Consider the following 13,092-nt stretch of genomic DNA (forward strand, 5'->3'; position numbering starts at 1 on the left):
GCTACTATTAAATCACTAAAAGCTCATGTTCATGTACGATTTTATTAGTATTAGCTATTGCAAGTACTTGTCCTCTCATCTCTTCCTTCTCTAGTGACCAATAGGTCTTAAGAAGATTTTCTAATGTTTCCATATCAATTTCTACTGATTTTCCAACGTAAATTTTAGGATAGATTTGATCTTCATGTACTTCGTTATCTCCAAGAAGCTCTTCGAATAACTTTTCTCCTGCTCTGACTCCAGTGAACTTAATCTCAATTTCTTCCTCTTGAAATCCGCTTAGGCGAATTAAATTTTTGGCCAAATCTAATATTTTCACTGGTTCTCCCATATCAAGTACAAATACTTCTCCCCCCCTAGCGAGGGCTCCTGCCTGAAGCACCAATCTTGACGCTTCAGGAATAGTCATGAAGTACCGCTTCATATCAGGGTGCGTAATAGTAATAGGTCCTCCGTTTTTAATTTGTTCCGTAAATAGTGGAATGACACTTCCTCTGCTTCCCAATACGTTGCCAAACCGAACGGCGACAAACCTTGTCTGACTTCTTTTATCCATATCTTGAACAATCATTTCTGCCATTCGTTTTGTTGCTCCCATTACACTTGTTGGATTTACTGCTTTATCACTTGATATCATCACAAATGTCTCAACCTTATAGACATCTGCTGCATCTGCCACATTTTTAGTTCCTAAAACATTATTTTTTACTGCTTCTTCCGGATTTCTTTCCATTAATGGAACATGCTTATGTGCAGCTGCATGAAACACAGTTCTTGGTCTATGCTGTTTCATAATATTTAACATCTTTCCTTGATCTTGAATATCTGCAATCTCAGTTACATATTCAATATTGTTATAAGTATTCTTTAATTCCATTTCAATAGAATAAATGCTATTTTCTCCATGTCCTAATAAAATGAGTTTAGATGGTTTGAATTGAGATATTTGTCTGCATATTTCTGAACCGATTGAACCACCAGCACCAGTCACTAAAACAATGCTATCCGTTATATATTCAGCAATAGATTCTGTATCAAGTTCAATCTGCTCTCTTCCTAGAAGCTCTCCAACTTCCACAGTTCGTATTTCATTAACCGTTACCTTTCCAGTTACAAGATCTTCAAACATAGGAATTGTTTGAGTTTTTGCATTCGTTTTTTTACACTCTAAATAGATTCTGTTAAGCTCTTTCTTATTTAATGAAGGAATAGCAATAATGATATTTTCAATTCCTAAGCGCTCTACTTTCTCTGGAAGATTATCCAATCCCCCAATAACCGGGATACTTAATACCTCCAAATGATGTTTTCTTTTATCATCATCTACAAAAGCTACAGGATAAAGTTCACAATCTTTGCTTTGTTTCAATTGTCTGGCAACTAAATTACCTGCAGAGCCAGCTCCGATAATTAGGGTTCTTTTTTTAGCGGCATGTTTAGTAAGCATATGCTTATCTCTAAAGAGCCTCCATGAAAAACGGAATCCGCCAATTAGCAACATCTGCATCATCCAAGTGGATATTAAAACTCTTAAGTAAACATCATTTAAAATAATGAATTGAATAAAAGCTGCAACTACTACTGAAAAAGTAACAGCCTTTGTGATGATAACAATCTCGTTTACACTTGCGTACTCCCAAGCTCGCTTGTAAAGCTTATAAAGATAAGCAAAAAGATGATGACTGGTAATAAGCGTTACAGATAATATAAGTAATGGAGCAGTAAATACTCCACTATCAAAGTAAAGAAAATAACTGCATAAATAAGCAGTGGTAAATACGATTAAAGAATCAATAACCATGAATGATAGAAATCGATTATGAAGATTCATAGAGCTTCATCTCCTTCACTTCAAATAAAGTATTCACTAAAAAGATTCCAACAATCCTTTATAACGAACGAAAAGATAACAATAATAGATGTTTATGCATGCAACTGAGTCTTTACAGTGATTTGAGCAGCTAAAAGATTTGTAACTTCTTTAATGACATAATCGATTTCGGAATTATTCATATTTGTTCCGGACGGGAAGCAAATGCCTTTTTCAAATAAATAGTCAGCTACACTTACCTGATCTGAGTGAGGGTAATATTTACAATCTTTAAAAATGGGCTGTAAATGCAACGGTTTCCAAACTAGTCTCGCCTCAATATTTTTTTCCTCAAGAACTTTAACGACTTCTAAAGGCGAAATTTTCTCAAAATCCAATATAGCAGTCGTTAGCCAACGATTATGCCTGCATTGCTTTAATTCTGGCATAAAATTAACACCATGTATTTTTCCAAGCTCAGAAACATATTTTTGGAATATAGTTCTTTTTTGACTAACTCTTTGTTCAATCATTTCCAACTGTGCGATCCCGATTCCTGCTAAAACATTACTAAGCCTGTAATTGTACCCCATTTCGCTATGCTGATAATAGGGTGCTTGATCTCGGGCTTGCGTAGATAAAAACTTTGCTTTCTGGATTGATGCCTCATCATTTGAAACTAACATCCCCCCGCCTGAAGTAGTGATAATTTTATTCCCATTAAAAGAGTAGATACCAAACCGCCCGAATGTTCCACTCATAGCACCTTTATAAGTTGAACCAAGAGATTCAGCTGCATCTTCTATAATAGGCACATGATAAAAATTGCATAATTCTGTGATTTCATCCATTTTTGCACTTTGTCCGTAAAGGTTTACAACAATAACAGCTTTAGGAAGGTTTCCATCCCTTTTTGCATCTAAAAAAGCTTTTTCAAGTGCTAATGGGGACATATTCCAAGTTTCATATTCCGAATCTATGAAAACAGGAGTTGCTCCTTGATATAAAATGGGATTAGCGCTTGCTATAAAAGTAAGTGTTGAACAAAAAACCAGATCGCCCGCTTCCACATTCAAAAGTCTTAAAGCGAGATGTATAGCGGCAGTGCCTGATGTAAGTGCTATGGCACTTTTCACTCCAACATAATCTGCCAAGTCCTGTTCGAATTTATCAACGTTTGGACCTAGTGGAGCTATCCAATTCGTTTCAAATGCTTTATCAATATAATGGTTTTCCTTGCCGCTCATATGAGGTGAAGAAAGATAAATTCTTTTATTATTATGGATCATATGCTTTCCTCCTAGTAAACAAGTTTTAAAAGAATTAATTTATTGTTTGACTAAGCTTATCATCAGACAACAAATCAGGATGTCTGTATTGGGGAAAATAATCTCCTTTTACATACTTACATTCATTTACAATCTTATTGTACACCTCTGTATTATGAATTTTTCTTCCTATAAAGAAAGACAAGTCTCCATTTTTATTAAATTTCTTTTTAAAACTGTACAAACTGTCATCACCAGAGTAACCTCCTCCTAAATGAAAATATTTTATCCCTTTTTCTTTTCCCCATTGAACTAAATAATCAATTAAAAAATTATTAGAAGCGTAACTTTGATAATCTTTATTCGATCCTGATAAATGGTAATGCAGGTAGTTCCTGCTGTACATAATAAAGCATGAAAAGATTGTGACTCCCTTATGAAGCACTTCTACCAACTCTAACTTCTCGTTCAGTAAATAGGATGTATTGTTGAAAAATTCACGTGAGAAGTAATAATAATAATCTGCATCGTTTCTATTCATCGTACTGTAATATAGAGTTAAAAAGTCATCTAGATCATTTGTTTGACGATGTCTAATTTCTAAATCATAAGTTTTTGACTTTTTTATCCTATTTCTGTTCTTTGAATCATAATTAATCCAAATTTCACTGTAATCTAATGTTAAATCTATGTATACCGTTTTTCGTATACATGCAGGCTTGACCTCCTTATACAAGGAATGATTTTGCATCAACGGGTGAAATCTCACAAACTCAGTTATTATATTCATATCGTCACAATACTGCCGGAATTGTTCATTAAAGTTTTTCAAGAACTGTTCATCCACTGGTTTATTTGTTAATGGACCGCCATAACCATAAGGAGTTGTAATATCAAAAAAATCATTCAAGTAATATTTCAAGAGACTAAGATGCGTCAATTTTGAAAGTTTTCTTTTTAAAAAAGGATAGTATACAAACTTTTCACCTTCTTGGTAAATAAATAATACGGCTTCTCCTTCTCCATTTTTTTCATAAACTTCACAATATTCAGGAGTGAAATAAATATCCTGGAAATTGGGATCTAATAAGTTGTAATAGTCATACCAGCGCACTGCTTCTGCGCTATTAAAAGTTAAATAACTCATTTTATATTCCCTCTTCCTTCCTTTATTTTTTCCATTCTATTACTGGTGCAGATATTTATAAAACCAGACAGTTTCGTTTTTTGTGTTAATATTATAAGTTCTCTGACAGGGTCCATCCAATATAATCCATTTAAAATACTTGTATCCTCTAAAATACGATCGCTGGTAATTCGATAAAATGTTTCTTTTATTCGACCAATATCATAAAGAGCTGTATCAGTTTTAATTTTCAAATTAGAGAAATAATAGAGTCTCTGCTCAGCTTGTGCACTAGGATAATTCTCTACTAAACATTCAAACGACTTAGAAACATGTGCTTGTTGATTCCCTAAATACCAATTTGTGGCTGAAATTTTCTTAAAACCTTCCTTTTCATACCATGCTAGTGCTGCATAATTGTCATCAAATACATCCAACAAAATTTTATCTTTTTTGTATTTATCCGCTAGCTCATATCCAGTTTCAAGCAAGAATTTCCCAATATTTTTACCTTGTAATTCTTTATCTACGTAAATGTTGTTCAGAAAAACACTATCATTTAATATTCTATATTCCGCAAATCCAACTAACCTATTATTTAAGTAAGCGCCGCGAAACTTTATGTTCCTCAATGACTCTGGAAAGGACAAAATATTTTCTAAAAAAGTAGTATATCCCCGTGAACTGAAAATAGTTTTATGAAAAATATCAGGCCTCATCCCTGATTGAATTAAGTTTTGTATAATGTAGGCATCTATTTGAAGTATTGGAAGTATTTTGAGTTCCATGGCGCCACCTCATATCTACTTATTTTCTGCTGTTTTAACTAATTGCCGCTCTATATCTAAATCAAGCATCGTTTCACTCGGTATCTCTGAAACCCCTTCACTTTTAAGCACTTTCAAGCATGTTTTACCGATTATTTGAAGATCTAACCAAATAGATTTTTCCATTACATATTGAACATCCAGCTGAAATCTTTTATCCCAGTTCAAGTTATTTCTTCCAGAAACTTGTGCTAACCCCGTAATTCCAGGTCTGACACTATGTCTTTTCCGTTCATTTTCAGTATAGTATGGCAAATACTTAATTAGCAGCGGTCTTGGACCAACGAAACTCATATCCCCTTTAAGGACATTCCATAGCTGGGGCATTTCATCTATACTTAGCTTTCTCAAGAAAGTTCCGAATTTTGTCATTCTCTCATTATCAGGCAAATAACTGCCAGCTTTGTCTTTTGCATTTGTCATTGTTCTGAATTTATAAATCGTAAATTTTTTTTCTCGAAATCCAATTCTCTCCTGCTTAAAAAAAATAGGAGACCCTATTTTAGACTTGATAAGAATAGCCGCGAAGACCATTATTGGTAAACATAAAATGATCAAAATAAATCCCACAACTACATCAATGGTTCTTTTCATACAGGACCTCCTTCTTAATAACGAACATAATAATTTTAAGATTCAGCTTATTTTTTCAGGTGTATGCTTTAGGTATTCTTTTAACGTTCCTTCAACCATGTAATGAAGAGAGAATTCTTTTTCTGCTTTCTTTCGAGCAACTTCTATTATATTATTTTTTAGTTTAGGATTTGCTTTAATATAATTAATTTTGGTGCAGAAATCATAGACCGAATGCTCTTTTATCAGAATACCAGTTTGATTATCCTTAATTGCTTCCCTTATTCCCCCTCTATCTATTGAGATAATGGGTGTTCCAACAGCCATTGCTTCAATAATAGTCATAGGAAAAACTTCACGATATGATGTAAGCAATAATAAATCCATTGATTTTATAAATTTTTCTGGCTCACTTACGGCTCCCAATAGTTTTACCTTATGATCTATATTTAAATTTTGGATCATCTTCTTTATGTTTTTAGCTTCAGGACCATCTCCCGCAACATAAAACATTAAATTTTGATGTTCTTTTAATTCATGAGCTATTTTTAAGAACAGTTCATGATTTTTTTCTTCTGATAATCTGGCTAGAATTCCTATTTTAAATTGTAGATCAGTGTCTTTTTTATGAAACTGAAATTGATTTAGATCTACTCCATTGTAGATTGTCGTAATCAATTCTTTTTTTACCCCGAGACTAATAAGATTATCTTTCTCAAAATCACTTACAGTAATAATACTATCTGCATGATTGTTCAATAATTTAGAAAACAACTTGGGAATATTCCCCTCTAGTACAGTAATATTATGCTTTGTATAAACCAAGTTGAATTTTATAAATGTAAGCTTTTTTAAAAAAATACAGTATAAAACCATTCTTAGACTGTTTGCATGAACAAGATTGATTTTGTTTCTTTTTATTACTCGATAAATTTTCATCAAATTATAGAAATGATTTTTCCTTGAAATTTCACTAAATCTTTCCTTATTTACTATCTGTGAAAATAATTCTCCGCTGCTTGCAGCTGTATAAAAAGTAAGATCAGGATGTGTTAAGCTGTTTTCTAATTTGCAGAAATACATTTCAGCTCCTCCTGTTGCTAGTTTATCTGTCAGTAAAAGAATATTCATTCCGATACACATCCTCTAACTAAGTGAGTTTTTTATAGCAGGTAAAGATGCTGACTTTATTTTATGCTGTTCCTGAAATTTTTCATGTTCGTTTAAATAAGTCGACAAAATGGCTAAATATAAAAAGAACATGTCATTTATTAAAAGAGAAAGGGACATCATTTGTAAAATAAAAGCAACAAAAGTTATAAAAAGGTAAGGTTTAATTTTAAATAGCCTGCTTTGTATTAATTGAACGAATACGATAAAAACAAATAGCAAATAAAAGCAAAAGCCTAGAAGTCCCGATTCTGACAAAATATCTAAAAATGTATTGTGAACATGAAGGATATCCCCATATTCAAACGTATTGTAATCTGCAAAATTATAAGCACCTAATCCGAAGATGACATTTGATGAAAAGTAATCTACCGCTCTACCCCATAATTCAAATCTCCCGCTTCCACCATCACTTGAGAAATCGCTGACTCTTGATCCTAAAATCCCAAAAATGTCAAAATCCATAACTACTACAGCAATAAACGCAACAATCGTAAGAGAGCCTATTAATCCAACAATCAAACGTAATTGTTTGATTGGATTATTCATTAAAGCATATAGGAGAAAAATCAAAATTAATGAAATTAGTCCTCCTCTAGAAAAGGTCAATAAGCTGGTTAAGATGCATAATGTTAATCCAATCTTATTTTTTACAGAATTAGAATTGCACAAGTAGTAAGAGAAAAAAAGCGTATTATAAAAGATAAAGAAATTAGGATCCTGAAGCAATCCTATTAGCCTTGGATAATCCCGATCCATTAAAACGCCATACTTTGGAATCCCATCACCCTCAAAAATAAAATTAAAGCTTTGAAGCCCGACTATATACAAGGATAAACTTGCTAAATTGAAAACGATTCCTGCTGAAGATACTGATTTTTCAATCACCTGCACGGTTGATGAACCAATAATAAACTTCATTAATAAATAACAGAAGATATAGAGAGAAATTCCTAAGATCATTCTAATGCTTGATTCAGGATACAAGGAAAAGGCACCTGTAAAACTATACATACAATAAAATGCAAGCATTAATATTTCGAACAGCTGAAATTTTTGAAAATAGAAAGAAGAGACATGAATAATTAAGAAAAAAACCAGAAAAAACATATACGGCTTTAATGCGAATCCTAAATAAATATTATATTTAGCTAGAGTGACAAGAAGAATAAGGAAAAATATTGTTTTGCTTTGTCTCGGGGATTGTTCAATCAATTTATAATCCATTTTCTGCCCCCTTCGACTTTTTTACATTCCATTTCTTTAAATTGACTAGTTTAGTTTTTAATTCTTTATCGCATAAAAAGAAGAGAAGCAAAGCTGCAAATTGGGCTAATATTGCTTTTATTGGCGATGAACTAAGAAATCCCTCAATAATGCTAATACTAATAAGAATGAAAAAAAGATATGGAACCAACGATTTTATTGCAATACTATTTCGATCAGGTATAAATAACCAATAACCTACTAGTGATATAATTTCAATTAAGACACCAGCATAGGCTGCACCAATAATTCCATACTCTGCACTTAAGAAAATATAAAAAACAATTCCTATCGTGATGGAAACAGCTTGAACAAATGTTCTTTTAGACTGAAGACCTCTTGTTGTCAGCCCATCTGCCAATGCAATATTTACTGCTTGAAAAGCAAGAATAAATGATAATATTTTAAGCGGTCCCGCAGCATCCATCCATAATTCTCCAAACACCACATCAATTATGAAATCAGCAATGTAATAGAATGGAATCATCATGCTCATCCCAATCAATGCCATTAACTTTATTTGTAAGATTGTGAGAGCCAACTGTTCTTTCATTTGATTGTTATTATAATATCTGAATAAAACTGGATAGAAAGCACCGGCTACAATAAATGGTATTTGCTGCAATGCCTGTGGAATGCGGTAAGCTACAGCATATATACCGACCTCTTTAAGTGAAAGTGTTTTTTCCAATATAATTGGACCTAACTGTGGGCCAATGACAAATAATAATCCCGCAGCAGAGAAAAAACCTAACTGATTAAAAAGGCCTTTATGAAATCGAGTTTTAAAGTCGAGTTTTATCTCTTTTATTACTAAACCGAAACTTACGATGCCTGCCGCAAAATAAGAGAATCCGTATAAAAAGCAAATGAGTGGAGGACTCACCGTTAAAAACATTCCTAAAACAATACCCAATACCAGTAAAATTGAAGAGAGAATTCTAATAAGAGCATTCATATGCATTTGTTCTCTTAGCTGAAAAAAAGCAATTCCAATACTTTGCATTCCTACTCCAGCTACCATAGGAATAATTAAACAATAAGCAGAGAATATTAAGTTTGTTTGGTTAGAATAAAAGTAATGTAAACACAAGAATCCTACTAGTAATGTACCAATTAACAAACCAAGTCTCATTTTAATGTATGATGAAATAATGGTAGATAAATTGGCTCCCTGTTTAGAACCTTCCCTAATGATAACTTGACTTAATCCAGCATCTGTAAAAAAACTCATAATCATAGCAAATGCAAGAATTACACTGAACATTCCGTAGTGATAAGACTTTAGATAATTAGCCAGTACAATTAATGCTATCGCGTTGATTACACTCGCAAATGCCGTGCTGTAAAACAAGTGTATAATATTTAAAGATATTGAGTTTTTTCTTGATTCCACCGGTCATCACACCCTGCCCAAGCAATTACTTATACTGTCAGCCTGTTTGATAGATTACACCCAGGATATTTTTATTTCCTCTCTCTAAGTAGTGTTTCGTTTTAATGATTTCTTCTTTTTCCGTTTTATGCTCCTGTATTACTAAAACAACTCCATCACAATAATTTGCTAATATTTGTGATTCTGAGACCATCAAATATGGCGGCGCCTCAATGATAACCACATCATATGATTTTCCACATTTCTTAATTAGATTTTCTATTTTACTTTCCACCCATAATTCCATTAAATTATAAGGATTTGGACCCGTTGTTAAAACTGAAAGATTGTTAATAAATGTATCTTTTATGAACGGATCTATAGCGTCTCCATTTAGAATAAGATCTGATAAACCAGTTATGTTACTGACATTAAATAATTCATGCACGGAAGGTGACCTGAAATTTGAATCTGCTAATAAAACTTTTTTATTTTGCTCTGCATACGCAATTGCTAGCTTTGCAGCTATTAAAGGTTTATCTGCAACATTTACAGGAGATGTAAGCATGATAACAAGTGATTCTTTTTTTACTGTGTTTTCAATATTTGATCGAATTAACCTGATTTGTTCTGTGCTTATAAAGTTTTCATCAAGAGGCAGTTTCTTATTTATTTTATTCATTTTATTACTTTTGCTAAACATGTATCTCTCCTCCTCTTTTTCCTTTTTCAGTACTATCGCTCTTTAATGATTTATCTCTCCGGCTGTGAAATTTACTTTTATCTGAGAGACTTATAGCTCCTAAAACTTGAATGCCCATATCAAACTCTATAACATTTGGATCGCTCACTGTATTAGCTAAGTATTCTTTCAGCATGGCTAACCCAATCCCGATAAATAATCCGACGGCAAATCCGATAGCCATATTTAGCTCAGGACTGCCAATTCTTTTTGACAATATATCTTTTTCTGAACGATTGAGAACTTGAATATCATCTACATTTAATGAATTTTTCATTTTATCCACTGCAGTTTTGGCAATTGTATGTGACACGATTTGAGAAAAATCTGAGTCGTCATCCCTAACTACTATATTAATAATTTGAGAGTCTTTATTATTTTGGACAGTTACCATTTCTGCTAATTCTTCTGGTTTTACAGAAAGTTCATCTGCAGCAGAATGAAGAACAATAGGGCTTTTTATAATATCAATAGATGAAGCCAGCAGCATGTTTATATCTTGAACACTGCTATATGTACTATCATCTTTTTTTAATTTTCCAACTAAAATATATTCTGTTGTTTCATATATTGGTTTAATAATATAAATTGTAGAAAGCGCACTTAATGCAAACAAACAAATGGTTGTTAGAAAGATTGTAAAAAATCTTCTTTTTAATATATAAATAAATTTCTTTAAATCCATTTTCTCATTCATAGGACCCTCCTAAAATAATTTAAAGATGCAATCATTCATCATTAATTCTTTATAAAGAACGATTTTAGCAGGAATGGCTGCTACTGAAACAAAATAATTAATTTGAAAGATATTTATTTGAATTACCTCTATCTGAAATAAAATTTTCTTGAAGATTGGAAGTCAATAAACTGTATGCAGATTGGTCTGTAAATACAATGATTGGGCTTTGTTTCTCTAATAACTGAGTATCCCATACCATCGCTTCAAATCTGTTATTGCTTCCGCTTACTGTTAAAATTTTTTTTGTAGCTTTGGAAATTTGAATTTGAAGCCCCGAGAATTCATTACCTGAAACTTCATTTGGTACTGTTGCAGAGCTTACAATCTCAATGCAAGATACACAATCGTCAAGAGTCAGATTTATAAACCTGTTTCCATTTATATAACTATATCCCCCTTCAGCTTTAGATCCCTGCTGAGTTGAGATAAGACGTACTCCATTATAAAAACCAATAATTTCTATATCTTGAAAATTAGTAAAACTAATAAAGTCGCCAGATTTTTCAGAAACTAGCTTAATACCCGTTCCTTTATTACGTTCACTTGAATTGACAATCGTTACATTTGAAATGTTTGTCCTTGTAGAAGACCAGAATTGCTCAGAACCATTTAAATAGATTACTTCATCATCAAATTCTGGGGAAGATACTTCTATTATGCCATTATAAATTGAAGCATTTTTTTCTACTTCAATTCCCCTAAAATTGCCTTCAATATATAATCTTGTATTTTGATCGAATTCTAAGGTTACTCCTTCTTTAATCTTTATGCCTCGTGTTAGGATATAATTTTTATTCCCCTGTAGTTTTACTTTTCCAATTTTAGATTTAGCACTGTAATCAATTGCCTTTTGAATAGCAAGGGAGTCATCATTAAGATCCGTGCCATTTGCCCCGAAACTTTCTACATCAACAAAATTAACGTTAACTTTCTGATTTGCATGTAACTCATTAAAGAAAATTTTTTGAACGACAATGAGAATTGACAAAGCAATAAAAACTCCTATGATAATCCCAGAAAAAAAGACTGGTTTCGTTTTTCTCATTTAAATTGATTCCTTAAACCCGATATACATGTTCAGATTCTTTTTTGTAGAAGCTAATCATTTCCGATAAACCATTTCTAATTGAGTAACTCGGGCACCAACCCAAATGTTCTTTTGCTTTTTTATTGGACAGAACACTTTCTCTAATATCCCCTTCTCTATTAGCACCATGTATGGGATTAGCTTTAATCTCCAGAGTTCTTTCATATTCTTTTATTAGTTGATTTATCGATACTTCCGAGTGACTTGAGATATTAAAAATTTCATTTTCTCCCTTTTCTAAGGCTAATACATTTGCTTTTGCTACATCCCTCACAAAAACAAAATCTCTAGTCTGATGTCCGTCACCGTGAATATACGGCTGCTGATTATTTAAAAACTTTTCACTAAAAATGGCAATGACTCCTGCCTCTCCGTTGGAATCCTGCCTTATTCCATATACGTTTGAATATCTTAATATCGTATATTTAAGACCACATAAAGCAGAAAAAAGCTGTATATATAACTCAGCACTTAATTTTGATAAACCATAAAATGATAAGGGATTTAAAGCATGAGTTTCCTCTATTGGCAAGTAATTAGGATTTCCATAAATTGCGGCTGAAGATGCGAAAATAAACTTTTTAACGTTATACTTTACACATGCATTTAACAAATTAATGGTTCCCATAATATTTTCATCCGCATCATATGAAGGATTCAATGTTGATTTTGAAACGGATACTTGTGCTGCCATATGGATGACATACTCTGGTTGTTCAATTTCAAAAATTTCATCTACAGAGTTTCTTATGTCAGATCTAATAAATTTTATTCCTGCAGGAACATTACTCTCCTTGCCAGTAATCAAATTATCAACTGCAACAACCTCAAATTTTGCATGTATTAATTCTTCGCAAATATGTGAACCGATAAATCCCGCTCCGCCAGTAACTAGAACTTTCATTTTCTCAACTCCTCATATAAAATGCACATTTCTCTCTTTTTTGTTCTTTATAGTGAATTTATATGTTGAGTATAATCTTTTTTTAATTGATAAGAAAACGCTAAAATCAGTTATTTTTTTCTTTAAAAAGAACATTTGCGGCTATTACCTTCATTTTCCTCTAATTTTCATAGTTGTTTGTTTTATATAAAGAACGAAATAGTTG

General features: G+C 32.4%; 12 protein-coding genes. All 12 read right to left on the reverse strand.

Annotated features, from left to right (window positions below; all coding sequences use genetic code 11):
• Positions 1-7: 7 nt before the first annotated feature.
• On the reverse strand, positions 8-1,831 hold the full coding sequence (locus GJU41_RS13780) for a polysaccharide biosynthesis protein (RefSeq protein ID WP_070879611.1): 1,824 nt from the start codon (positions 1,829-1,831) through the stop codon (positions 8-10).
• Between the two features lie 92 nt (positions 1,832-1,923).
• A complete protein-coding gene (locus GJU41_RS13785) occupies positions 1,924-3,099 on the reverse strand; it encodes an aminotransferase class I/II-fold pyridoxal phosphate-dependent enzyme (protein WP_070879610.1) in 1,176 nt (391 codons plus the stop codon).
• Between the two features lie 34 nt (positions 3,100-3,133).
• Positions 3,134-4,225, reverse strand: a complete 1,092-nt coding sequence (locus tag GJU41_RS13790) for a GNAT family N-acetyltransferase (protein WP_070879609.1) — start codon at positions 4,223-4,225, stop codon at positions 3,134-3,136.
• Positions 4,222-4,992, reverse strand: coding sequence for a GNAT family N-acetyltransferase (locus tag GJU41_RS13795; protein WP_070879608.1), 771 nt, complete (start codon positions 4,990-4,992; stop codon positions 4,222-4,224). Before GJU41_RS13795 ends, GJU41_RS13790 begins: the two co-directional genes overlap by 4 nt.
• A 15-nt stretch (positions 4,993-5,007) precedes the next feature.
• Positions 5,008-5,625 (reverse strand): sugar transferase, encoded by a 618-nt coding sequence (locus GJU41_RS13800; protein ID WP_070879607.1) that lies wholly within the window; start codon positions 5,623-5,625, stop codon positions 5,008-5,010.
• Positions 5,626-5,667: 42 nt separating this feature from the next.
• Positions 5,668-6,735 (reverse strand): glycosyltransferase family 4 protein, encoded by a 1,068-nt coding sequence (locus tag GJU41_RS13805; protein WP_154318976.1) that lies wholly within the window; start codon positions 6,733-6,735, stop codon positions 5,668-5,670.
• A 15-nt stretch (positions 6,736-6,750) separates the two neighbouring features.
• Complete coding sequence (locus GJU41_RS13810) at positions 6,751-8,001, reverse strand: O-antigen ligase family protein (protein WP_083328395.1); 1,251 nt, start codon at positions 7,999-8,001, stop codon at positions 6,751-6,753.
• Complete coding sequence (locus GJU41_RS13815; RefSeq protein WP_070879605.1) at positions 7,991-9,436, reverse strand: oligosaccharide flippase family protein; 1,446 nt, start codon at positions 9,434-9,436, stop codon at positions 7,991-7,993. The genes GJU41_RS13810 and GJU41_RS13815 overlap by 11 nt, the downstream gene beginning before the upstream one ends.
• Positions 9,437-9,473: 37 nt before the next feature.
• Positions 9,474-10,118, reverse strand: coding sequence for a CpsD/CapB family tyrosine-protein kinase (locus GJU41_RS13820; protein WP_070879604.1), 645 nt, complete (start codon positions 10,116-10,118; stop codon positions 9,474-9,476).
• On the reverse strand, positions 10,111-10,854 hold the full coding sequence (locus GJU41_RS13825; protein ID WP_070879603.1) for a YveK family protein: 744 nt from the start codon (positions 10,852-10,854) through the stop codon (positions 10,111-10,113). Before GJU41_RS13825 ends, GJU41_RS13820 begins: the two co-directional genes overlap by 8 nt.
• A gap of 97 nt (positions 10,855-10,951) precedes the next feature.
• Positions 10,952-11,941, reverse strand: coding sequence for a pectate lyase family protein (locus tag GJU41_RS13830; protein ID WP_070879602.1), 990 nt, complete (start codon positions 11,939-11,941; stop codon positions 10,952-10,954).
• Positions 11,942-11,954: 13 nt separating this feature from the next.
• Positions 11,955-12,887: an NAD-dependent epimerase/dehydratase family protein gene (locus tag GJU41_RS13835; RefSeq protein WP_070879601.1), complete on the reverse strand. Its 933-nt coding sequence runs from the start codon at positions 12,885-12,887 to the stop codon at positions 11,955-11,957.
• Positions 12,888-13,092: the final 205 nt, after the last annotated feature.

Source organism: Metabacillus idriensis (genome assembly GCF_009674765.1).
In the GTDB taxonomy this organism is placed as follows: domain Bacteria; phylum Bacillota; class Bacilli; order Bacillales; family Bacillaceae; genus Bacillus_P; species Bacillus_P idriensis.